Origin of the sequence: Sporosarcina sp. P34 (genome assembly GCF_002743375.1) — a bacterium.
Taxonomy (GTDB): Bacteria; Bacillota; Bacilli; order Bacillales_A; family Planococcaceae; genus Sporosarcina.
In genome coordinates this window covers 318,879-341,434 of record NZ_PDZC01000002.1, presented here as the reverse complement: position 1 = coordinate 341,434, position 22,556 = coordinate 318,879, and the positions used below count along the sequence as shown (strand labels likewise).

Below are 22,556 nucleotides of genomic sequence, written 5' to 3'. Positions count from 1 at the left end.
GTACGACACCAAAAACCGGTTAGACACTAGTCTCTAACCGGTTGAACTTCATTAAAATACTTTATCACCATTGAAGATCGAGTTCTTTACAATCACGTAATCGACAGTGCGAATTGAACGGAGAGTCTTGCCACCTGAATAAGAAATAGCAGACTGAAGATCTTGTTCTACAATCTGTCCTTGCGATGTCGCCATGTGTGCGGATTCCACCGTCTGCAATGATTGGTTTGTAAGCGGCTTTCGCGCATAAGCGAACAGCCACAAGTTGCCAGCCAACTGTTCCGAATCCTGTTTTGATTTTCGTAATACAGACTTTACCTGGTCCGATACCAACTTTTGTAGCGTCAATGTCAACGCTTTCAAAGTAATTTTCTTTTAAAATGTGTCATAGTTAACAGCACGACAAAAATTGCGGCAAATAAAGCGATAATATAAGGAATCCATAAGTCTGAAGGTGTTAGTTCACCGGTTAATAGCTGTGTCGTAGCCGTCAGTAACTCAAGGGGATTCCAATTGGCGGACTTGGGAAATATGGCTGCAATAAATAATGCAATGACGACCAATAATGTAACCAGGGTTCCTCCATAAGGTGTAGCGAATAAGGTATTCCCCCATAACGTAACCGCTAGTAAAAGTATGCCGAATACATAGAGGCAACTGACTGCAAACAACAGATGTTGCAGTTGACTTTGATCCCAATAATAAGCCGTATAAGCGTAGGTGATGGTGAATGACAGAGTGATCGCCAGTGTCCAATAGCAAAGAGCCATAAAGAATTTAGCCGTAATTACGGTACTACGATGTAATCCTTTCGTCAGTAAGATCACAAGTGTACCTTTTTCTAATTCCTTCGACATCATGGTACTGAATAATAGTATGAACACAATTAGCCCCATTTGCGGAACGTTTTTATAAAACTGTAGCCACGAATCGAGTGCGGTAGGTTCAGGTAAATTAACGAATGTACCTTCAGGCATGAATTGTTCTAATAAGGTCGGAGTGATTTTCGCTGTAAACGGGTTCAGTATGCCTAAAATCGAAAAAATGACGATAACGAGCAATAACTTATACGTCTTCACACTCTCAAACCATTCCTTCTTCAAAAAACCAAACCATTGATTCATCCAAGCACCTCCAACACGAGCTGCTCAAGCAGACGAGTTTTGGGCTGCATCGACTGTATCAGGATTTTCTGGTTGGTGAGTTCCTGCATGAAAGCCAATTGCGTACTTTCGTCAAGTAAACTTACAACTAATTGATCGCTGTCGATCTTCATTTCGAATGGGGTATTTTGCAATCGATCATGAACTTCTGCTACAGGTATCGTAAAGGTAAAAACAAATTCTCCTGTTATTCGCTGCTTTAGATTAGTCAGTTCATCCTGGAATATAATGGTCCCTTCATGCAACATCGCGACGTGATCGCAGATTTGTTCTGCATCCGATACGATATGCGTGGAAAAGAATACAGTTGTCTCTGCTTTTGCTTGCTTTAAAATGGAAAGAATCTGCGCACGACCGGCTGGATCCAAAGCAGAAGTAGGCTCATCACAAATCAACAATTTCGGACGATTTAGCAGTGCTTGAGCTATTCCTAAACGCTGTTTCATCCCCCTTGAATACGTGCTAATGAATGAGGTCGTGTCAGCTAATCCGACTAGTTCCAATAGTTCCCGGATCCGTCCTCGTCGTTCTGTTTTCGTCATATTCGTAATAACGGCGCAGAGCTCCAAGTATTGTGTTGCGTTATAGAAGGGATAAAATTCAGGAACGTCAGGCAAGTACCCGACATACTGATTGGACTTTGTTTCGCCAAATGTTACAGATTCACCTGCAATTGTAATGGATCCTGCATTGAGTGGTAATAACCCTAGCATGCATTTCATCAATGTCGTTTTGCCAGAACCATTTGCACCGACAAATCCGAAAACTGTATGCTCGGGAATATGAAGATGTATATCTTTGAGCACTTCATGATCTCCGAAACGCTTCGTTACACCATTAATTTGCACGACTATTGTCATCACCTCTTCCAAAAACGAAATAGATTAATGGTCCGATAAATTGAATTAATAAAACTATCAACAACCACATGATTTGATTGCCAAAGCGATAGTGTGGATGACGAACAACATGTATCGCTGAGAAAATAGCCAATCCTAGTTGCAAAATGATAAGAGGAAGTAAAAATGGTAGATACTCCATAAGTAAAGCCGTATCGTTGTTCATGAACGCCCCTCCATTCCAAAGTGTAATCGTCGTCGTAACTCGTGCATTTCATCGTCTTGCCTAAAAGGTTCAAAGAAATCGGCATCCATCGATTCAATGATTGATCGCTTAATAATCTCAGTATTACGCAGTGCATTTGTTCCTAAATCTAATTGTTCTAACCAATCATCTAATAAATCGAAGTATTCATCCCCGCGTAATGTAAAGGGGAGTAAATCACGAACACATACATCCACGTACTTGTTAAGATATGGATAAAGTAGCTCACGGTTAGCTGAAAGAGCAGCACATTGCGCCACGCTGAAATAAAATTGCAGACACATATTCGGATGAAGTGTACGCAAATCATATAGCTCAATCAATCCGTTCATCCGATGAATGGTTTCATTAAAAGTTTGTCGATTGGCTGCGGAAAGTCGTAAATAGAGCGGGCTGCTGCCGACTAGTTGTATGACGTTTTGATACATCATGACTTGAATGACACGCATTGCTTCCTCTTGATCACCAAGTTGTTCGTGAGCAGTTGCTAGTAAAATTTCGTCACCAATACTCGGTTTAATTACTCCATCTAATAATTCCAATGTAGCTTCAGGATTGGACTGCATGAGAGACACAGTAGCCTGTAAGGAATTAGCTTGACGCAAGACCCATACATCGTTACTTACTTGCCGAATTCGCTTTAACCAGCGATTGGTTTTCTGTAAAACAGACGGACTATCACTACTTAACATATGATGATTGAGCAGTAATATACTCATCTGCAGGAGGAATGAAGGATCGTGGAAGTACACTTTAACTTTTTCTTCTACGTCAATAAATACTGACTCAAAAGGTTCTTTACCAAAACGAGATGCGAATTCATAATAATGGTGTTGGATGACTTCTTTGGAAAGTTGTCGTTCATAACCAAGTAGTTCATCAACGGTCAATTCGAAATATGAAGCAATTTTTGGCAATAGTGTGATGTCGGGATAACTTAATCCCTTTTCCCATTTCGACACCGAAGCTTTCGATACTTGGCAATAAGAAGCTAGGGTATCCTGGGTAATTTGAAGTCGCCTTCGTTCTTGGAGAATCACGGTACCTATTTGCAGCATAACCTCACACCTTTCTCATTCATTTAGTTTAAGGTTAAATGCTTGTTGATTCAATCAACTGTTAGGTGATTATTTAGATGAGGAGTCAACTAACGAGATATTATGTATCAAGATACAAAAAATCCGGTCTATGAAAGACCGGATTTTCATCACACGCTCACTGTTGTGAATGGTTCTAAAATATTATTTTTTGGTTTAGCTTGAAATTGCAGAACTTTGTCAGTGGAATCGTATGAATCTCCATAGAAATCTTGGTCTTTGTAGGTGTGAATTTCTTCGTAGGTTGTTTTCATCGCGTTGAATACATCTTGTTCATCCGCTTGTGATGATTGCGGGGGTGCCCAGTATAGAATTTCGAGGATGGTTTGTTCTCCAGTAGCTAATGAACGACGGTTATAGCCAATTTTCTGTGCGTGAGTGAATTTTTCACGTGCATAGAACTTCAGTCGTTTCACAGTATCGGGTTCGGATTCGTCTACTGGTTCAACTTCCAGTAAGATCGGTTTTTTCTTGGTTTTCAACGAATCCAGCAGTTTTTTTCCTAACCCTTCACCACGTGCGGCTGAAGATACGAAAAGATAGTCTACGAAAACGAAGTCCTCCGTTTCCACGTACATCAATACGTGTTTTGGTCCTTCTTCCTTATAGTAGACATTCCCTTTATCATTCAGTAATGTCTCCATATGTTCCTGTGACTTCATCTCTTCGATTGGAAAATACTCTTTCAATTTGTTGTACCAATGCATGTGTTAAATTCTCCTCCATAGGTAAAGAATGTACCCGGAGCTTTTTGTTTGGGATCAAACAATGTGAGGAAAAAAGAGGTCAGAAAAAAATCCTCATACTTAGTATACTCTTTTTACAGAAAAAAACAAATATAATTTTCAGCATAAATTTTACTTTTTCATTATAATAAATAAAACCAATGTCAGATGATCAAATGACATTGGTTTAGATTATGTTTTACCTACGGCTTTTAGCGCTTGAATAAGCTCCTTTTTTATTCTTTTCATTCATTACGGTTTTGACGACAGGATATAACACCATTCCCCATTTTACTAATTTTTTTATTACTCTTATCATTTATACTTCTTCCTTTCGATTTTGGAGTTGTTATAAGTAACTTCCCCCTTTCCCTTGCAAGTTAAACTTTTATTCCAGAGGTTTAGGAACAGAAGTAGGGTTTTCTATTTCTGTGAATAGGTTGGAACTTTCAATGTTAGGCGTAGTCGTAAATGTGGAAGGAATAGTAAGTTCCAGTTGTTTGCTCATATCTTCCAACGTCAGCTGAAGTCGTGCAATGTCTTCCTTTGTCGCATATTGCTTGCGGTCAATCAAGACATAACCAAGCTGTCCACTCATTTCGATAGTCGCCCATTTTACATCATCAATTCTTTCAATCCCACTTTGCCGCAAATGCATTTCCAATTCATCCACGGTTAAGCGGAGTTTTTTCATAGTGGATTTTTTGAGGATCCCATTTTCTATTACAATTTTTGATCTACCACGTAAAATTCCTTCGAAGAAATTCCACTTCAATGCGAATAATTCAAAGAAAAAAAGTGTCAGCACTAAAATAAATGAAAGCAATAGCGTTTGCCATAAATTTTTGTTTGCTACAGGCTGAATCAATAATGTGCCGACCGCAATCATCAATACGGTTTGACCGACTGTCATTTGTGAAATGGACTTGCGGCCAGAAATATGTAAAAGCACAATGCCTGCCACAATAATGAGTACCGCTTTCCAAATTGAATCGAATTCCATTAAGTTCACGTCATTTCATGCGTTTAGCATTAATATGGATTAAATATAAAATAGTATGTATGAAAATTATGAATCCCTCCTATATATTTCTTCGTACAGTAGGAAAGGAGTGATCAACATGCGGCAAGATATTCAAAAACAACAAAATATTCTACAGGAAAAACGAGTGAATCAGCGTCGTTTGATGAAACGTTTAGAGCAGACGAACGAAAAACTACTCACTATGAAGCAAAAACGTGATCAACTTCACCGTCAGTTAACGAAAGAACAGCAGGACGTTGTGAAGCTTGGTAAGTTTTCATTTGCAAATAAAATTAGTGAGTGGACGGGTAGATGGGACGAGAAGATGAAAAAGGAGATAGAAGAAGCGGCAGAAGTTGAATTGAAATATAATGAGGCAGAAAAAAACGTACTAGATCTGACTATAGAAATGGAAGACTTACGTAATGAACTGGAGAAGCCAGATTTCATGCATATTGAAGAGGATTGGGAAGATTTCTTGAAGAAAAAAGAATCATGGATTCGCATGAATGATTCTGTTGCCAATCGAACGCTCCAGAAGATTTCGGATGATCGTGTACGTGTCTATTCTATGTTACGTGAAATAGGTGAAGCGTTTGAAGCTGGGGAAAAGGCGGAACGAGCTTTGGCGGGTGCACTGAAAAAACTAGATTCAGCCGAAGGGATATCGATGTGGGACACATTTTTAGGAGGAGGGATTTTCGTTTCAGCATTAAAGTACTCCGAAATCAATAGTTCGGATGATTATGTCCATCAAGCACAACGGGCGCTACGACATTACGAGACGGAATTGATGGATGTACAGGATGCCGCAACAGATTCCTACCAAGTAAATAAAAATGATATCTTTACATTCACTGATGTGTTTTTCGACAATATATTTTCTGACTGGATGGTCCATACACGTATTACAGACGGCAAAAAGAAGCTACACGCAGTCATGCAAGATGTCCGTCGTATACAGGACCGACTTGCAAGAAAACGTGCAGCTTTAGAAGAAGAAATTCGGCGGCTTGATCAGCAACAAGATGATATGATCCTGTCGTAACTAAAATTAAATGCGTGTCAGCGTCTTCCCTAAATAGCCAAATAGTACAGTCAAAATCGGGCTCAATAAACAGAAAAACGCAAAGGGTAAATAAGCGATCGTGGGAACATCCAGCACAGTAGTGATGAAAATTCCTGCTACACTCCACGGAACGAGAGGATTAATGACAGTTCCGGCATCTTCCATAACACGGCTCAAATTTTTATTTGCCAGTCCAACCTTTTCGTAGCTGGATTGGAAGGCCTGGCCTGTCAATAAGATAGACAAATATTGTTCGCCAATCAGTACGTTAATGCCAATGGCGGTAAGTGCAGACGTCAAAATAACTGACGACACTTTACGTAACACACTTTCAATTTTTGCAAGTAAGCACTGCACAATACCTAATGTGAACAGCATGCCGCCCATACTAAGTGCGAGCAACACAAGCGAGATCGTGAACATCATGCCTTCCATTCCATCGCTGCGGGACAGCAATTCGTCCACGACAGCGACACCTGTAGACCCTTCATACCCACTAAATAAAATACTCAATACTTCGGAAACTCCATAAAAGGTATGAATATAGGCAATGACAATGGCGGACAATGCGCTGACAGCCAGTGTGAGAATTGCCGGTACTTTTACGAATGTCAAAATGATTAGCACTACGACAGGAATCAACGTATACCAATGTATTAAGTTCGTACCGATGAGTGCATCACTGTATTTCTCGATTGTCGTAAAATCACTAGATGTCACGTTGGGTGATAATACACCAAATAAGATAAGTGAGATGAAGAATGCGGGAAATGTTGTCCATCCCATATTTCGAATATGTTCAAATAGGTCTACACCAACAATTGAAGAGGCCAAGTTGGTCGTATCAGACAACGGTGACATCTTATCACCAAAGAATGCCCCCGAGACAATTGCACCTGCCGCAATGGGTAAAGAAAGTTCCAAAATATGCGCCATACTGATGAACGCCACGCCAATTGTGGCAACGGTTGTCAGTGAACTACCGACAGATAAACCGATAATGGCCGTGACGATGAACACGATGGCATAGAAAAACGTTGGAGTAATGATTTGGAGTCCGGCATAGATCAAGGTAGGAATCGTTCCGCCCATCATCCAGCTACTCACAAGAACCCCGATGAAGAAAAACAAGAACACCGCGCTCATTCCGGAGCTCGCACCTTCCACCAATCCACGTTCTAACTCTCTGTAAGAGATCTTCTTCCATAATCCATAGCCAAATAATAAAAGAATAGCAAATAAAATAGGTACATGTGGTACGGATTCGAATACTACGATACTACTACTAATCATTACTACAATTAGCACTGTTAGTATGACCGACGCTTTAACGGTTGGCGTATGAATCGCCTTAATTGGAAACATGCTTATGACCTCCTGTAAATGTAGAAAAACTCCTGTCATCCCCTTAAAGGACGAAGGAGTACTCCGCTCTGTCTCTTTGCTGTTGCGAATGAAAATATGGATGATAGTGATTCATTATAGAATAGATCGCTCATTACATATGTAGAAAGTTATCGTTTTGAATTTTATCACGTCAGAAAGATATGTCAATAGAGGAATAGACCGATTACATGCAAGCCGAACAGGGTAAAGCTATAAAAAGTATGTGAATAGGAAGTGATCACTCATGCAAGATAGTAGGACAATACCAAAAGTAGAAGGAAAGAGCCAAACGGCGAATATGATTCGTGAAGGGTACCAATTTTTAGGCAATCGTAGAAAAGGGTTGCAATCCAATATATTTGAAACGCATATACTTGGAGAAAAAGTCATTTGCCTGTCAGGAGAAAAAGCTGCAGAGCTCTTTTATGATACAGAGAAATTTATTCGAAAAGGAGCTATGCCGAAGCGCTTCCAGGAAACATTAACAGGTGAAGGCGGTGTACAATCACTTGACGGAGCCGCGCATCGCCATCGTAAAGAAGCATTTATGTCACTCATGTCAGCAGATAAAATCAATCAGTTGAAAGAAATGGCGAGGGGTCAATGGGAGCGGAAGCTAAGCGATTTTGAAAAACAAGAGGAAGTGAATGTCTATAGTGAGGCACAGGAATTACTTCTGCGCTTAGCCTGTCAGTGGGCAGGCGTTCCGTTAAAAGAAAAAGAAGTACAAGAGAAAAAGGAGGCAATTATTCAACTTTTTGAATCACCTGTCACGCTCGGTTATAAGCAGTGGAAAGCGAAGAAAGCACGTCAGGTATTGGAGGCATGGCTTGGAGATCTTATTAAATCCGTTCGAAAAGGTGATTTGATTCCTTTCGAAGGGACAGCTATGAAAGTCTTTGCCTTTCACCGAGATGAAAATAATAAGTTGCTCAAGGAAAGAATAGCTGCTGTAGAAGTATTGAACATCATTCGTCCGATTGTGGCAATCTCTATCTATATTGCATTTGAAGTACACGCAATCATTCAGCATCCGCAAGAGCATAAGAGATTGGCTTCTGGCGATGAAAAAGATTTGCAAGACTTCGTTCAGGAAGTACGAAGACTCTATCCCTTCTTCCCGTTCAATGCTGCACGTGTGAAAAAAGACTTTACGTGGGAGGGTTATGCATTTAAAAAAGGAACGCTAACGATGCTTGACTTTTATGGAACGAATCATGATCCATCTATATGGAATAATCCTGAAGTGTTTAATCCGATGCGATTTAAGGAAGAGCCGATCACTCCATATAATCTCATACCACAGGGTGGGGGAGAGTTCGTCCTTACCCACCGTTGTGCAGGAGAGTGGGCGACAATTGAAGTGATGAAAGTGAGTTTGGATTACTTTGCGAACCGTATAACATTTGATGTACCAAAACAAGACTTGAGCTACAGTCTTGTCGACATTCCAAGCATCCCGAAAAGTAAAGTCATTTTAAAGAATGTAAAACGAAAAAGTTACTAAGCAGTTAATTATCTGAGAAGTGATCTGCTTCATGGGAGAGTTTTATTTTTGTTAAATGCCTACTTGAAACGTCAGGTGAACATCTTGCGTGAAAGACCTATTTGGCTTACTGAGGCTCTTCCTATAAACGCTTTATTAATGTAGTTCAATATTGCTCTAACATATTTCGTGAATGTAGTTAATTGTAAAATGTTTTGGGTATGATGAAAAAATAACTACGTCTAGAAAGGAATGAAAACTTGTGACAACAGCACAAGAAGATTCGCGTCAGCCTGAGAAGCAAAAACGCAATCTTAATGGAGTGTGGATACTCTTGGCATTCGCTGCACTCCTAACGATCGTTTTACTTCCTAACCCTGCAGACCTCCCTGTAGTCGGCCAGAGAGCACTTGCTATCTTAGCATTCGCAGTTATCCTATGGGTAACAGAAGCCGTACCATACCCTGTCAGTGCAGCCATGATTCTCGGTTTAGCCGCAGTCCTCCTCGGCCTCTCACCAAATATGGAAAATCCTGAGGAACTGCTAGGAACGCAAAATGCCTTGAGAATGGCATTGGCTGGATTTTCGAGTCCCGCTGTAGCATTAGTAGCGGCAGCGTTATTCCTTGCAACTGCTATGCAGACAACCAATTTGCATAAACGCTTAGCGCTGTACATCCTCTCGAAAGTAGGCGTCAAGACCGGGGCGATTATCTTTGGTTCCATCGTCGTATCCATCGTCTTAGCATTCTTCGTACCAAGTGCAACCGCGCGTGCCGGTGCAGTCGTACCGATTTTGCTTGGTATGGTCGCTGCATTCGGGTTACCAACAAACAGTCGATTGGGAGCTTTGCTCGTCATCACGGCTGTTCAATCCGTTTCAATATGGAACGTTGGCATTAAGACGGGTGCTGCGCAGAATATGGTTGCGCTTGGCTTTATTGAGAAGGAGTTCGGTGTATCGGTTGCCTGGAGTTCATGGTTCTTGTATGCTGCTCCATGGGCTATTCTCATGTCAATCGCTTTATACTTCATCATGAAATTGGCTATTAAACCCGAAACGCAAGTAGTAGAAGGCGGTAAGGAATTGATTCAAGGCCAATTAAAAGAACTAGGCAAAATCAAAGCTTCCGAACTCCGCTTGATCGTCGTTGCAGCTGCTTTACTTTTATTGTGGGCAACAGAAGAAAAACTGCATCCATTTGATACAACGACTGTCACCATAGTTGCCATTGCGATTTTACTGACACCGAAAATTGGTGTATTTGACTGGAAAACTGTTCAACAAATGATTCCGTGGGGAACGATCGTCGTCTTCGCTGTAGGTATCTCACTGGGCACACTATTATTAGATACAACAGGTGCACAGTGGCTGTCTGATAAAGTGTTCGGTGCAATGGGCTTAGACACAATGCCATTGCTCGCAACGATTGCTTTACTGTCGCTATTTAATATCTTGATTCACCTCGGATTTGCCAGTGCAACGAGTTTATCTTCTGCACTGATTCCGATATTTATTGCCTTAGCAACGACTATTTCACTAGATGTCAATGAAGTTGGATTTGTTTTGATTCAGCAGTTCGTCATCAGTTTCGGGTTTTTATTGCCTGTAAGTGCTCCGCAGAACATGTTGGCTTATGGAACGGGTGCTTTCTCGGTGAAAGACTTCCTAAAGACGGGTGTTCCGCTCACAATTATCGGCTACTTACTAATCTTGCTATTCAGTGCGACATACTGGCAGTGGATTGGACTTCTATAATACTGTACGTAGCGAAAGCAGAGACCGTTACGATTACAAGTGTTAGACATAGTGATATCAATAATACTAATTAATTATAAGAAAGGACCGCCACAAGCAGTGTAGATTTGTGGCGGTCGTTTTACTTTTATCTAGTATGTCTACAAACGAGTGGCATGTGGAATTGGTAGATCTGATTCTTGTTTTGCAGGCGCTGTATCCATCACTTCTGATTCGATGGATTTACCTAATACGTAATACTCGGTTTCTTCTTGCGTTAAGCTGTTATAACGCTTGCGGATGGCCGTATAGAAGACTACTCCAACGATTGTCCAAGCGAGTAACAGTAGGTATGAAGGAGTTTCGAGTGTTGCCGGAGAGTTTGGCACAAGTAATAATGCCAAGAACGACCCACTCGCCACCATACCTAGTAAAGCCAAGAACTTTTTTAATGGTGCAATTTCGCGTCGCATTTCTTCTTTGCCAAAAGCAAGTACTTTAAATGCTGCGAGACAAGTGAAGAAGTAGGCTACGGATACGCCCGTTGAAGACATGTCGACGATCCAGGTCAATGCCTGACGACCAAACCATGGTGTCGGCAATGTAATGAATGCTACGAACCAAATCCCCCATTTAGGTGTTTGGTTAGCTGTCATCTCGCGGAAGAAGTTAGGTAACGCACGTGCGCGCGCCATAGAGAATAATAGACGACTAGAAGACATGAAGAATCCATTCAAACCAGTGAAGATTCCCATGACAATCGCCACTGCCATAACAGCTAATCCCCCGACCCCTAGTGCGGATTGAACCACATCCCCCGTTATCCATAAATCCCCACTTCCAATACTTGCCGATGCAGGGTATGTCCAGCTAGTTAAGCCAATCATGATTGCATAGATTATGAATGAAGTGAAAAGAGAAGCTACAATTAGTATAGTTGCTTTACGGGGAGAAAAGTTAAATTCTTCCGCGGCTTGTGGCACATTATCAAATCCAACGTATGCCCATGGTGCAATCGCCAATACTACAAGTATAGAAGTAATAATGGACTGGTTACCTTTGAACAAAGGTTGCATATTTGTAAGTGGTTGTTCGGCCCCAGCGAATGTGAAGATACCAAGCACTAGGACACTAGCAACGAGTAAGACGCTGAAATAAAATTGAATCCGACCTGAAATACTTGTTCCTGTCGTGTTAATAAATGCAAATACTAAAATCAGTAAACTGGCAATGATAATTTCGGGTATGTAGACGTCCCACCCTGCGACGCTATATAGAAACCCTTGTTTCATAAATCCAGGCGCTAAAAACTTCAGTAATAAAGTGAGTGCAGAAGCATTCAATGCAACGATCGATATATATCCGAGTGATAAGAACCAACCGCAAATAAACGCCCATATTTTACCTGCCGCTACAAAAGCATATGTAAATCCACCACCGGAAACCGGAAACTTCTTGATCATTACGCCATAACTGGAGGCGATGATCATCATCACGAGTGCACCAACTCCTAATCCAATGACTGCGCCTAGTGGTCCGGATGATTGAATCCAATCTCCCGGTAAGATGAATGCGCCCCAACCAACAGATGAACCGAGTGCAATCGCAAAAACCCATGATGGCTTTAATGTTTTATTTAATTTCCTTCGTACGTTTTCAGATCCTTGATCCATGTGATCCAACCCCTAAGTTCGTAGTATAGCGATTGTATGCCCTTTCTTTAGGCAATCAAAACGTGTAAGGGATCATATTATTATTTTACTATTTTAAGACAGAAGTATTTAGTTTTGATCATGAATTCTGTATAGTGTAATAACATACAATACAAGCTTTAGATGTTGACAGAGTCTACGCAATCTTTTATGATTCTAAACAACAAATACTTATAAGAATAGTGGGGTTTTATAAATGAAAAAAGTACTTATACCGTTTATGATCGTTTTATTGGCTGCTTTTTTGGTAGCATGTGGCGGGAAAGAAGAAAGTAAACCCAACGACTCCGCTGAAAAACCGGCAGAGCAAGACGGGTTGCTAGAAGATGTACTCGCAAACGGAGTACTTAATGTAGGAACAGAAGGAACATACGCACCTTTCTCTTTTCATGATGAATCGGGAAAGCTCACAGGCTATGATGTAGAAGTTACACAAGAAGTGGCTAAACGTCTAGGGGTGGAAGCAAAGTTTTTTGAAACACAGTGGGACGCTGTTTTCGCAGGATTAGATGCAAAACGCTTTGACATGATCGCCAACCAAGTCGGTATTAATGAAGAGCGCAAAGCAAAGTATGAATTCTCTCAAGCATATACGCACTCGAACTCTGTCCTAGTTGTTCGTGAAGACGCTGATATTGCGTTTGATGGAATGGAAGGAAAAAAAGCTGCGCAGACATTGACAAGTAACTACGGGGAACTAGCGAAAGCTAATGGCGCGGAAATTATAAAGATTGACGGCTTTAACCAAGGTGTCGACTTAGTCATTTCAAAACGAGTAGATGGTACGTACAATGATAAACTTTCTGCACTCGACTACTTAAAGCAAAAACCTGATGCGCCTATTAAAATTATTGAGGAAGAGGAAATCTCTAAAGACAATCAATCAGAGAGCGCCTTTTTATTCAGACAAGGCAATGAAGACTTAATAGAAGAAATAAACAAAGCGTTGGATGCGATGCGTGAAGATGGTACATTAAAGGCGATCTCCGAAAAATGGTTCGGCGAAGATGTATCTTAATACGATTGCACTAAGTCCCGAACGGTTACAGAGATTCCAGGAAATCGCATCTACATCCATCGGGCCTTTGATTGAAGGGGCTATTAAGTATACGATTCCCTTGGCAATCATTGCATTTAGTATTGGATTAATCATTGCAATTTTTACTGCATTAGCGAGAATTTCATCTAATAAATTCTTACGAGCAATAGCGCGGATATATGTATCAATCATCCGCGGAACCCCTTTGCTTGTACAATTATTTATCATATTCTACGGGTTGCCAACAATCGGCATTACCATTGATCCTTTCCCGTCTGCGGTCATAGGATTTTCATTGAATGTCGGTGCCTATGCTTCGGAAATTATTAGAGCAGCTATACTATCCATTCCTAAAGGACAGTGGGAAGCAGCATATTCTATTGGCATGAATTACTCGCAGGCATTGCGGAAGATTGTTTTGCCGCAAGCCGCCAGAGTATCTGTGCCACCGCTTTCGAATTCCTTTATTGGATTGGTAAAAGATACTTCGCTCGCAGCTACGATTTTAGTAGCTGAGACATTTAGGCGGGCGCAAGAAATTGCCTCTATGAACTATGAGTTTTTATTCGTCTATGTCATGGCAGCTCTTGTGTATTGGGTGATTTGTTTTATCTTGTCGATCATTCAAGGGAGAATTGAAATACGCCTGGATCGTGTTGTCGGTAAGACGGGGGGATTATCATGATTTCTATACAAGGACTGAAAAAGTCTTTCGGATCGCAAGAAGTGATAAAAAATGTAGATTTAGAAATCGAACAGGGAAAAGTGGTCGTGATAATTGGTCCATCGGGTTCTGGTAAATCTACGTTGTTACGTTGTTTGAATGTGCTTGAAACACCGAATGGTGGTGTGCTGTCTATAGATGGGCAGAAGTTAGACTTTAATTCAGCGGTCTCTAAAAAATCTATTAGTGCATTCCGTCGATTGACAGGAATGGTATTTCAGGGCTATAATCTGTTTCCGCATCTGACAACGACAGGTAATGTAACAGAAGGTCTCACTACAGTCAAAGGGCTATCGCATAAGGAAGCCGTGAAGAAGGCAGAACTTCTACTTGATAAAGTAGGGTTGGCTGATCATAAAGACAAGTATCCATTCCAACTTTCAGGCGGTCAGCAACAACGTGTCGCGATTGCACGAGCGCTTGCGATGGATCCGAAAGTCATGTTATTCGATGAACCGACATCCGCTCTAGATCCTGAACTTGTCGGTGAAGTACTTCGCGTCATGAAGGATCTAGCGCATGAAGGTATGACGATGGCTGTCGTAACACATGAAATGAGGTTCGCTAAGGAAGTGGCTGATGAAGTAATCTTTATTGATGAAGGTGTCATTGTAGAACGCGGTGCACCAGCTGAGATCTTCAACCATCCAAAACATGAGCGAACGAAGAAGTTTTTGAGTTTATTACAAGTATAGACACAAATAACGCTTGGCATATTAAATGCCAAGCGATTTTTTGTGTTGAAATGAGCGAAAATTAACTGTTGCGCTCATTAATTAGTATAAGTGATCGTAGTTCATCCTTAACCGCTCTATGTTGCCCATCTGCCGCTCTATCCATCACTATGAACGCTCTATCGACTCGTTCAAGCGCTCATAACAATTCCACAACCGCTCTATTAACAAATTTCCATTCAATCAGGGTGCCAGCGATACGTATCGAGAGGGACACGGCCATTTTCATTGAATTGAACACCTTCCGCGAGCAATCGTTCACGTTGCGTTTCACCTTTACTTTGTGCGTTTTCCGGAGTAGAGATTCCGCCTTGTGCATTAATGATACGATGCCAAGGTAATTCATATTTAGCACTCATCGAATGTAAAATACGTGAGATTTGTCTTGCGCCACGAGGGTTGCCCGCTTCTGCGGCTACTTGTCCATAGGTCATCACACGACCTGGAGGAATAGCTTGAATGATTGCCACGGCCTGTTCTGTAAATGTTTCCATAGTGGTGACAGCCTCCTTTTCAATAAAGTCTAGCATAGAATGTCGCGGGAGGTCATGCCAATATTCAGACGACATATAATGCCAGTATGGTATTATTTATGTACAGTTAGAAAGGAGAATATATATGAACTCCAATACGTTAGAGTACGCAAAAACACTAGATCAGCGAGATGTACTTGCATCTTACAGAGAAGAATTTTATTTACCGTTAGAGAAAATCTATATGGATGGTAATTCACTTGGATTATTATCAAAGCGTGCAGAGAAAAAGTTATTCGAACTGTTAGACACTTGGAAAACACTTGCAATTGATGGCTGGACGGAAGGAATGCATCCGTGGTATTACATGGCAGAACAAATAGGTGGAAGAATGGCACCGCTAGTTGGTGGGGAAAAGTCGGAAGTAATTGCGACGGGCTCCACTACGACGAATCTACATCAAATGATTTCTACATTTTATCGGCCTTCGGAGAAACGAACGAAAATACTTGCGGATGAATTAAATTTTCCGTCAGATATTTATGCTTTACAAAGTCAGATACGTGTACAGGGCCTGGATCCGGAAGAGCATCTGATTCGTGTGAAAAGTGAAGATGGTTTAACGTTGGATGAAAACCGAATCATTGATGCCATGACGGAGGATGTCGCGTTGATTGTACTGCCATCCGTTTTGTATCGTAGTGGTCAGGTGCTGGACATGAAAACGCTTACGCAAGCGGCAAGAGAAAGAGGTATCCCAATTGGGTTCGATTTATCGCATTCGATAGGATCCGTAACGCATGCACTTCACGAATGGGGCGTAGATTTCGCTTTTTGGTGTACATATAAACATTTGAATGGCGGACCTGGTTCTGTCGGTGGTTTATTCGTCAATGAACGACATTTTGGTAAAGAAGCAGGACTTGCAGGATGGTTCGGCTCTGATAAGAACAAGCAATTTGATATGAATCATTCGATGACTCCTGCAATAGATGCGGGCGCATACCAAATCGGCACACCGCATATATTGAGCCTGGCTCCGCTACTCGGTTCACTTGAAATGTTCGAGGAGCTTGGAATGGAGGAAATCCGTAAGAAGTCATTGAAACTGACGAGCTTTATGTTGTGTTGTATAGAGAATGAACTAGGTGCGTATTCTTTTGGTATTGGGAATCCACTAGACGATTCGCGTGGAGGCCACTTATTACTACAGCACAAGGAAGCGGCAAGAATATGTCAAGCATTGAAAGCACAAGGCGTCGTTCCAGACTTCCGTGCACCTGACGGTATTCGGCTAGCACCTGTTGCATTGTATAATTCATTCGAAGACGTTTGGCAAACGGTACAAATCCTCAAAAATATTATGCGAGAAAATCTATATAAACAGTTTCCGAATGAACGCGGGGTAGTAGCATGACGAATCAGTGGATCGATATTACACAACCTTTGAACCAACATATTGCGGAGTGGCCTGGCGACACACCGTTTACCTATGAAGTAACCGTAACGAAAGAGCAATCCGGTTCCGTTAATATCGGCAAATTAACGATGAGTACACATATCGGCACGCATACGGATGCACCTTTTCATTATGATGACGATGGATTAAAAATCTTGGAATTACCAGTGGATTTGTATATAGGCAAAGCTTGTTTGGTAGATGTAACAGGGGTTCGTTGTGTGACAAAGGCAGACTTAGAGCCGTTTGATTTCGGCGGCGCAGAACGCTTATTATTGAAAACGGGGAGTCATCCAACACCAACGAAGTTTCCTGAGAACTTCACGGTTATCGGAGAAGATGTCGGACCATTATTGAAAGAGCGGGGTATACGTCTAATCGGCGTGGATATGCCATCTGTTGATTCGGAGACTAGTAAAGATCTACCTGGTCATCATTCGTTATATCGCAATGATGTGATCATCATCGAGAATCTAGTATTGCATTCATTGGAAGAAGGATATTATGAATTAGTTGCATTGCCATTGGCACTAGAAGATGCGGATGGAAGTCCCGTCCGTGCAGTCGTCAGGAGGTTGTAGCTATGAAGGAGAAAGGAATTTACACCGATTTCCGCGAATCGATGACGTACGGTGAGTATTTACATTTAGATAAGGTGCTATCGAGCCAAGAACGTTTGTCAGGACATCATGATGAAATGCTTTTCATCGTGATTCATCAAGTGAATGAATTGTGGATGAAGCTGATTTTACATGAGCTGGAAACAGCGATCGAATCAATTCAGCAAGATGAGTTACCAGAAGCGTTTAAAATGCTTGCACGCGTCTCGAAAGTTCAGACTCAGATTATTCAGGCCTGGGATGTACTAGCTACGTTGACACCTGCCGAATACATGGAATTTCGGGACAGTTTAGGTAAGGCCTCAGGGTTCCAATCCTATCAAAATCGTTTGATTGAGTTTGCTTTAGGTTATAAGCAACCACATATTATTAAAATCTATGAAAAGGATTCCGAGCTGTCAGCGAGATTGGCGAAAGCGTATCAAGCCCCAGGGATTTATGATGTAGCCATTCAAGCGTTGGCACGTGCAGGCTTTGCTATCAATCCGAACTTACTAACACGTGATTTTTCAATTACTTACGAGGGCGATCCGAGTGTTACGGCTGCATGGCTTGAAGTCTATCGCAATGTAGATCAATATTGGGATTTGTATCAATTGGCAGAAAAGCTCGTGGATATCGAAGACAGCCATCAACAATGGCGCTTTAGGCATATGAAAACAGTGGAGCGTATTATTGGATTTAAGCAAGGTACAGGTGGCTCTTCGGGAGTACGTTATCTAAAATCTGTACTTGATCATCGCTTTTTTCCAGAACTGTGGGATGTTCGAACTGAGATTTGACAAACTGGCAAGCTAGCGACTATTATTGAATTTATAATAATCTGAAAATGGAAAGGTGGTATGTATAATGACCAAAAAGTCGTTTAGCTATGTTGTGATAACATTTGCCTTAGTTTTGCAAATGGCTATCCTCCCGTTACAAACGTCTGCTGCAGATCCTGAAAAAGCACCTACGTGGATTTCACCTATTAATTATTTAGCGCTAGGGGATTCATTAGCGGCGGGTGTCACACCGAATAACGAACTAGGTAAAGGCTATACAGACTTTTTAGCAGAGGAACTGGTTACAAGTGAAGTATTGCAAGCGAGCAACAAAGGATTTTCGTACCCCGGATATAAAACGGACGATATTTTGAAGGATTTTGAGATGGATGTCACGAAGCCGATCATAGGTATCGGACATTCTGATAAAACCGCTAGCCTTCATCAATCGGTGAAAGAAGCAGATCTCATTACGTTAACAATTGGCGCAAATGATGTGTTACCAAAGGTTACGTTTGATGACAACGGCACACCGCAATTCAATCCAGAGGAATTACAAGCAGCTATAATGAAAGTAGGAATGAATACGCAAAAGATCTTGGCTAAAATTTATCAACTGAACCCGGATGCACAAGTATATGTGATGGGCTATTACAACCCATTCCCTTACTTGAGTCCACAAAATCAACCTGTAGTGAATCAGCTCGTCATCACGTTAAATGACGCGATTAAAAAAGGTATGACAGGCACTACAGCACAGTTTGTAGAGACATCAAAGAAAATTGCCGAGGATCCTTATACGTACCTGCCTAATCCTAAAAATATTCATTTAAGTCAATCAGGCTACAAAGTAGTGATGGAGGCTTTCCATAAATCATTGATGGAGAACTATTCATGGTTTGCTAAAGATGCGCTTACTGTCACAGCCAAAAATGCGGCAACAGTAGAGTTAAACTGGAAACCGGTTATTGATACGGGAATGGTCTCGACGTATCAAGTCTTTGCTGGCGATAAAATGGTAGGCGAAGTGATGTCTCCTGTATTGTCCTATGAAATTGCAGATCTTGAGCCGAATAAGGAGTATCGTTTCTCTGTTCAAGCCGTTAATCAGAACGGCACGAGGAGTATACAACACTTGAATACTAAATACACAGTAGATAAAGAGCCAACTATGGTGTTTACAGATATCACAAATCACTGGGCTAAAGAAGTAATCGAAATGGCGGCAAGTAAGGGTATTGTTAGTGGCTATGCAGACCATACTTTCCGACCGGACGCATCACTGACACGTGCACAAGCTATATCAATCATTGTCCGTGCGCTGGATTTAAAACCTAAAAGCACAAAATGGGCATTTACTGACTTAGCAGACTACGCGGACAGCACCAAGAGGGATATTCAAGCGGCTTATGACCATGATTTAGTTCATGGAGTTAATGGTCACTTCATGCCAAACAAGCCCATTACTCGTGCGCAACTAGCTTTAGTACTTAGCCGAACGTATGAAGTAGCAACTGGAAAGCCTTTCACTCCAACAGTGGCTGCACCGTTTACGGATATTCAGAAGTTCTCAAAAGACACGCAGTGGGCAATCGCTGGTCTTTACCAAATGAATATCGCAACAGGGGATAATGGCAAATTCATGCCAAACCAACCCACAACGCGAGCACATGCTGCAAAAATGGTCGTTCATTCATTGGAAGCCATTGCACAGTAATATACACGTCAAAAGGCAAACCTCACATCGGGGTTTGCCTTTTACTATTGTTCAGTAATGAAGTGATACTAGTCGAATGTCGATTAATGATATAGTTTATGTATAAATTCAGACAAAATGACGTTAGCAGAAATTGCTGCACGTAGAAAAGTTGAAAAGCCAAGTGTCATTAAAGTTGTCTAGCAAAACAAGGACGAACATCGAATTTAAGTAGTATGGTAGACTTGGAAGTGTTTTAAGAGAATATACTTGATGATGCCACAGGGAAAGAGTTAGAAGTGGGCGTACGTGTAAGAAAACGAAGGAATAAAAATCTTCATAATTGAGAGAGTGGTAAAATGGAAAATAGGACCATTTGGACAAAAGACTTTGTCGTTATATCTATCATCAACTTCTTCTTAATGCTAGTAATGTATTTACTTATAGTTACCATTGCGCCTTATTCAGTGAAGGAGTATGGCGTATCAACTAGTGTTGCAGGTCTCGTGTCAGGCATTTTCATCATTGGAACACTTTGTGCACGCCTTGCAGTAGGTGGTTTAATAGAAAAGGTCGGTAGCCGGAGGATTCTATTGATAGGATTGTTAGTCTCTGTAGTGGCATCCATCTTTTATCTTGGTGTAGGTAACTTACCCTTATTGATGGCAAACCGATTCTTTCATGGAGTTGGACTTGGTATATCTTCGACCGCCACTGGCACGATGGTAGCTCAAATGCTACCCCCTTCACGTCGAGGTGAAGGTATTGGGTATTTCAGTTTAAGCTCGGTCCTGGCTACAGCGGTTGGGCCATTTTTCGGTATTTTCCTAAGTCAGCACTATCATTTCAATGTACTCTTTATGTTTTGTCTGGCACTCAGTGTTAGTTGTGCAGCCATGTTCACTTTTGTTAAGAAAAACCCCATGGTCATGCCTAAAAAGAATGTACAAACACCCACAAAGAAACTTGGAGTTAACGGATTAGTAGAAGTGCGCGCATTACCGATCGCGTTCGTGACTTTGTTAGCTGCTATTGCCTATTCTGGTGTGCTGTCATTCATTTCGTTCTATGCAGCAGAACTCAACTTAGTCAGTTCAGCCAGCTTCTTCTTTTTAGTATATGCCATTGCTGTACTGCTCTCGAGACCATACACTGGAAAGCTATTGGATATAAAGGGGAGTAAGTTTGTCGTCTATCCTTCATTATCATTATTTGCTGGCGGCTTGTTAGTATTAAGCGAGACAAATGCAGGTTGGATGCTATTGCTTGCGGGTGGTGTCCTTGGACTCGGGTTTGGAAACTTTCAATCATGTGCACAAGCGATTGCGTTGCAGGGCGTGAAACCTGAGCGCTTAGGTGTTGCTACATCCACGTTCTTCATCTTCTTAGACATGGGTTTTGGCTTTGGTCCGTATGTACTCGGATTACTTGTACCGATCATCGGCTACCAACAACTGTATTTGGTTCTCATGGTTGTAGTACTAATCGCGCTTGGCTTATTCATGCTGTTCAGTCAGATGCGTCAACGTGCTATCGTGGAATAGAAATGATAAACTATATAAAAACGACACTACATGTTATAAGTAGTGTCGTTTTTATATGCATGTTAGACGATTTCGACCGTTACGTTTAGAAGTATATTGAGCGTCATCCGCTCTGCCATAAATATACTTCGATTGGTCGCCTTTTTGGAAACTCGTGATTCCCATACTAACGGTGATCGAGATGTTACTCAATTCACAGTTCTCTATATAGCTTCGAAGCTCTTCTGCTCTTTCACAGTTCCGTTGGTGATCAGGATCATCGAATAGTATGGCAAATTCTTCGCCGCCAATTCGTGCTACTATGTCGGGAGAATAAATTTTGTTCTCCAACTTACAAGCTAATTCCTTCAGTACTTCATCTCCTACTTGATGACCGTGTGTATCATTTACGGTTTTGAAATGGTCGATGTCAAACAACAATAAGGAGAATGAACATGGCGTATGGAGTTTTGCACGATCGATTGCAGCTGCTAAACTTCTTCGGAATACACGACGATTATAAAGTCCAGTCAATTCATCCCGTGTCGCTAGTTCTTGAAGTTCTTCATTCAATTCAAGAAGTTGCTGTTGCTTGTATTTTACTTCCTCAAGCAATCCAAGCAATTTATTGTACGCTTCATCCGTCTGTTGTTGAATTTTCTCCGCTTCTTTTTTTGATTTTAATAACTGATTCTCATATTCATCCCGTACTTTAATCTGGACAACGATCCCTTCATACAGTCCATTACGTTTACTAACATTCATCAATGCAGGAAGGGGGCGTTTATCTACTTTAAAGTTTAGATACATTTCCCGTATTTCATGGTGTACAGCAATTGACGGTACGAAATAGGTTTGGAAATAGACTTTAGATGGGACTGTTAACACATCATGCATATGTCGCGGCATTTTGTCTAGGCGTAATATATCTCGCATCGTCTGATTCATTTCAACAAACTCCCAGCCATTTGTTAAGACGAAATATCCGCAAGGTAATAAGTCTAACCGCTCATCCATAGT

The 22,556-nt window shown here is 41.3% G+C and carries 21 protein-coding genes and 1 pseudogene; 11 read left to right on the top strand and 11 right to left on the bottom strand.

What is annotated here, in order from left to right:
* Positions 1-51: 51 nt before the first annotated feature.
* The 7 genes and pseudogenes from CSV63_RS05590 to CSV63_RS05560 form a co-directional block, all read right to left on the bottom strand.
* A pseudogene (locus CSV63_RS05590) lies at positions 52-361 on the bottom strand (IMP dehydrogenase); the annotation flags it as partial.
* Entirely contained in the window at positions 360-1,124 is a 765-nt protein-coding gene (locus tag CSV63_RS05585) for an ABC transporter permease (RefSeq protein ID WP_099694907.1), read from the bottom strand. The pseudogene CSV63_RS05590 and the gene CSV63_RS05585, both read right to left, overlap by 2 nt.
* Positions 1,121-2,023: an ABC transporter ATP-binding protein gene (locus tag CSV63_RS05580; protein WP_233191956.1), complete on the bottom strand. Its 903-nt coding sequence runs from the start codon at positions 2,021-2,023 to the stop codon at positions 1,121-1,123. Before CSV63_RS05580 ends, CSV63_RS05585 begins: the two co-directional genes overlap by 4 nt.
* On the bottom strand, positions 2,001-2,228 hold the full coding sequence (locus tag CSV63_RS05575; protein WP_099694906.1) for a PLD nuclease N-terminal domain-containing protein: 228 nt from the start codon (positions 2,226-2,228) through the stop codon (positions 2,001-2,003). The genes CSV63_RS05580 and CSV63_RS05575 overlap by 23 nt, the downstream gene beginning before the upstream one ends.
* A complete protein-coding gene (locus CSV63_RS05570) occupies positions 2,225-3,325 on the bottom strand; it encodes a helix-turn-helix domain-containing protein (RefSeq protein WP_099694905.1) in 1,101 nt (366 codons plus the stop codon). The genes CSV63_RS05575 and CSV63_RS05570 overlap by 4 nt, the downstream gene beginning before the upstream one ends.
* A gap of 149 nt (positions 3,326-3,474) precedes the next feature.
* A complete protein-coding gene (locus tag CSV63_RS05565; protein ID WP_099694904.1) occupies positions 3,475-4,071 on the bottom strand; it encodes a GNAT family N-acetyltransferase in 597 nt (198 codons plus the stop codon).
* A gap of 406 nt (positions 4,072-4,477) precedes the next feature.
* A complete protein-coding gene (locus CSV63_RS05560; protein ID WP_233191955.1) occupies positions 4,478-5,092 on the bottom strand; it encodes a DUF421 domain-containing protein in 615 nt (204 codons plus the stop codon).
* Between the two features lie 118 nt (positions 5,093-5,210).
* Between CSV63_RS05560 and CSV63_RS05555 the strand changes: the two genes are divergently transcribed.
* Positions 5,211-6,161: a hypothetical protein gene (locus CSV63_RS05555; protein WP_099694902.1), complete on the top strand. Its 951-nt coding sequence runs from the start codon at positions 5,211-5,213 to the stop codon at positions 6,159-6,161.
* Positions 6,162-6,167: 6 nt separating this feature from the next.
* Here CSV63_RS05555 and nhaC read toward each other — a convergent pair whose 3' ends face one another.
* Positions 6,168-7,547: a Na+/H+ antiporter NhaC gene (nhaC, locus tag CSV63_RS05550; protein ID WP_099675819.1), complete on the bottom strand. Its 1,380-nt coding sequence runs from the start codon at positions 7,545-7,547 to the stop codon at positions 6,168-6,170.
* Positions 7,548-7,812: 265 nt separating this feature from the next.
* On the opposite strand from nhaC, the gene CSV63_RS05545 reads away from it, so the two are divergent.
* Together CSV63_RS05545 and CSV63_RS05540 are read left to right on the top strand one after the other, a co-directional pair.
* Positions 7,813-9,075, top strand: coding sequence for a cytochrome P450 (locus CSV63_RS05545; protein WP_099694901.1), 1,263 nt, complete (start codon positions 7,813-7,815; stop codon positions 9,073-9,075).
* 241 nt (positions 9,076-9,316) lie between these two features.
* Positions 9,317-10,813 carry a DASS family sodium-coupled anion symporter gene (locus CSV63_RS05540; protein WP_199203606.1) on the top strand — a complete coding sequence of 499 codons (1,497 nt, stop codon included), beginning with the start codon at positions 9,317-9,319 and terminating at the stop codon, positions 10,811-10,813.
* A 140-nt stretch (positions 10,814-10,953) separates the two neighbouring features.
* Here the strand turns inward: CSV63_RS05540 and CSV63_RS05535 are convergent, their stop codons facing one another.
* Positions 10,954-12,465, bottom strand: coding sequence for an APC family permease (locus tag CSV63_RS05535; RefSeq protein WP_099694900.1), 1,512 nt, complete (start codon positions 12,463-12,465; stop codon positions 10,954-10,956).
* A gap of 235 nt (positions 12,466-12,700) precedes the next feature.
* Here CSV63_RS05535 and CSV63_RS05530 point away from each other — a divergent pair, with 235 nt between their 5' ends.
* The 3 genes from CSV63_RS05530 to CSV63_RS05520 are packed head-to-tail and all read left to right on the top strand — an operon-like array spanning position 12,701 to position 14,962.
* The gene (locus CSV63_RS05530; RefSeq protein WP_099694899.1) at positions 12,701-13,522 is read left to right on the top strand and encodes an amino acid ABC transporter substrate-binding protein; all 822 of its coding nucleotides are present in this window, start codon (positions 12,701-12,703) and stop codon (positions 13,520-13,522) included.
* Entirely contained in the window at positions 13,512-14,228 is a 717-nt protein-coding gene (locus CSV63_RS05525) for an amino acid ABC transporter permease (protein WP_099694898.1), read from the top strand. The genes CSV63_RS05530 and CSV63_RS05525 overlap by 11 nt, the downstream gene beginning before the upstream one ends.
* Positions 14,225-14,962, top strand: a complete 738-nt coding sequence (locus CSV63_RS05520; RefSeq protein ID WP_099694897.1) for an amino acid ABC transporter ATP-binding protein — start codon at positions 14,225-14,227, stop codon at positions 14,960-14,962. The genes CSV63_RS05525 and CSV63_RS05520 overlap by 4 nt, the downstream gene beginning before the upstream one ends.
* 218 nt (positions 14,963-15,180) lie before the next feature.
* Here CSV63_RS05520 and CSV63_RS05515 read toward each other — a convergent pair whose 3' ends face one another.
* The gene (locus CSV63_RS05515; protein ID WP_099694896.1) at positions 15,181-15,495 is read right to left on the bottom strand and encodes an MGMT family protein; all 315 of its coding nucleotides are present in this window, start codon (positions 15,493-15,495) and stop codon (positions 15,181-15,183) included.
* Between the two features lie 124 nt (positions 15,496-15,619).
* On the opposite strand from CSV63_RS05515, the gene kynU reads away from it, so the two are divergent.
* From kynU to CSV63_RS05490, 5 genes are all read left to right on the top strand, one after another.
* A complete protein-coding gene (gene kynU, locus CSV63_RS05510; protein ID WP_099694895.1) occupies positions 15,620-16,891 on the top strand; it encodes a kynureninase in 1,272 nt (423 codons plus the stop codon).
* Positions 16,888-17,514, top strand: a complete 627-nt coding sequence (gene kynB, locus CSV63_RS05505) for an arylformamidase (protein WP_099694894.1) — start codon at positions 16,888-16,890, stop codon at positions 17,512-17,514. Before kynU ends, kynB begins: the two co-directional genes overlap by 4 nt.
* Positions 17,515-17,516: 2 nt before the next feature.
* A complete protein-coding gene (gene kynA / locus CSV63_RS05500; protein WP_099694893.1) occupies positions 17,517-18,335 on the top strand; it encodes a tryptophan 2,3-dioxygenase in 819 nt (272 codons plus the stop codon).
* Between the two features lie 67 nt (positions 18,336-18,402).
* Positions 18,403-20,034 carry an S-layer homology domain-containing protein gene (locus CSV63_RS05495; RefSeq protein ID WP_099694892.1) on the top strand — a complete coding sequence of 544 codons (1,632 nt, stop codon included), beginning with the start codon at positions 18,403-18,405 and terminating at the stop codon, positions 20,032-20,034.
* A gap of 338 nt (positions 20,035-20,372) precedes the next feature.
* Positions 20,373-21,557 (top strand): MFS transporter, encoded by a 1,185-nt coding sequence (locus CSV63_RS05490; protein WP_099694891.1) that lies wholly within the window; start codon positions 20,373-20,375, stop codon positions 21,555-21,557.
* A gap of 51 nt (positions 21,558-21,608) precedes the next feature.
* Here the strand turns inward: CSV63_RS05490 and CSV63_RS05485 are convergent, their stop codons facing one another.
* Positions 21,609-22,553: a GGDEF domain-containing protein gene (locus CSV63_RS05485; protein ID WP_099694890.1), complete on the bottom strand. Its 945-nt coding sequence runs from the start codon at positions 22,551-22,553 to the stop codon at positions 21,609-21,611.
* Between the last annotated feature and the right edge of the window lie 3 nt (positions 22,554-22,556).

What these genes read in the sequence shown, in the direction of transcription:
- CSV63_RS05560 (WP_233191955.1), bottom strand. Translation starts at nt 5,092, where the DNA reads ATGGAATTCGATTCAATTTGGAAAGCGGTACTCATTATTGTGGCAGGC.
- kynU (WP_099694895.1), top strand. Translation starts at nt 15,620, where the DNA reads ATGAACTCCAATACGTTAGAGTACGCAAAAACACTAGATCAGCGAGAT.
- kynA (WP_099694893.1), top strand. Translation starts at nt 17,517, where the DNA reads ATGAAGGAGAAAGGAATTTACACCGATTTCCGCGAATCGATGACGTAC.
- CSV63_RS05555 (WP_099694902.1), top strand. Translation starts at nt 5,211, where the DNA reads ATGCGGCAAGATATTCAAAAACAACAAAATATTCTACAGGAAAAACGA.
- CSV63_RS05485 (WP_099694890.1), bottom strand. Translation starts at nt 22,553, where the DNA reads ATGGATGAGCGGTTAGACTTATTACCTTGCGGATATTTCGTCTTAACA.
- CSV63_RS05490 (WP_099694891.1), top strand. Translation starts at nt 20,373, where the DNA reads ATGGAAAATAGGACCATTTGGACAAAAGACTTTGTCGTTATATCTATC.
- CSV63_RS05545 (WP_099694901.1), top strand. Translation starts at nt 7,813, where the DNA reads ATGCAAGATAGTAGGACAATACCAAAAGTAGAAGGAAAGAGCCAAACG.
- CSV63_RS05570 (WP_099694905.1), bottom strand. Translation starts at nt 3,325, where the DNA reads ATGCTGCAAATAGGTACCGTGATTCTCCAAGAACGAAGGCGACTTCAA.
- nhaC (WP_099675819.1), bottom strand. Translation starts at nt 7,547, where the DNA reads ATGTTTCCAATTAAGGCGATTCATACGCCAACCGTTAAAGCGTCGGTC.
- CSV63_RS05580 (WP_233191956.1), bottom strand. Translation starts at nt 2,023, where the DNA reads ATGACAATAGTCGTGCAAATTAATGGTGTAACGAAGCGTTTCGGAGAT.
- CSV63_RS05495 (WP_099694892.1), top strand. Translation starts at nt 18,403, where the DNA reads ATGACCAAAAAGTCGTTTAGCTATGTTGTGATAACATTTGCCTTAGTT.
- CSV63_RS05535 (WP_099694900.1), bottom strand. Translation starts at nt 12,465, where the DNA reads ATGGATCAAGGATCTGAAAACGTACGAAGGAAATTAAATAAAACATTA.
- CSV63_RS05565 (WP_099694904.1), bottom strand. Translation starts at nt 4,071, where the DNA reads ATGCATTGGTACAACAAATTGAAAGAGTATTTTCCAATCGAAGAGATG.
- CSV63_RS05585 (WP_099694907.1), bottom strand. Translation starts at nt 1,124, where the DNA reads ATGAATCAATGGTTTGGTTTTTTGAAGAAGGAATGGTTTGAGAGTGTG.
- CSV63_RS05530 (WP_099694899.1), top strand. Translation starts at nt 12,701, where the DNA reads ATGAAAAAAGTACTTATACCGTTTATGATCGTTTTATTGGCTGCTTTT.
- CSV63_RS05515 (WP_099694896.1), bottom strand. Translation starts at nt 15,495, where the DNA reads ATGGAAACATTTACAGAACAGGCCGTGGCAATCATTCAAGCTATTCCT.
- kynB (WP_099694894.1), top strand. Translation starts at nt 16,888, where the DNA reads ATGACGAATCAGTGGATCGATATTACACAACCTTTGAACCAACATATT.
- CSV63_RS05525 (WP_099694898.1), top strand. Translation starts at nt 13,512, where the DNA reads ATGTATCTTAATACGATTGCACTAAGTCCCGAACGGTTACAGAGATTC.
- CSV63_RS05575 (WP_099694906.1), bottom strand. Translation starts at nt 2,228, where the DNA reads ATGAACAACGATACGGCTTTACTTATGGAGTATCTACCATTTTTACTT.
- CSV63_RS05520 (WP_099694897.1), top strand. Translation starts at nt 14,225, where the DNA reads ATGATTTCTATACAAGGACTGAAAAAGTCTTTCGGATCGCAAGAAGTG.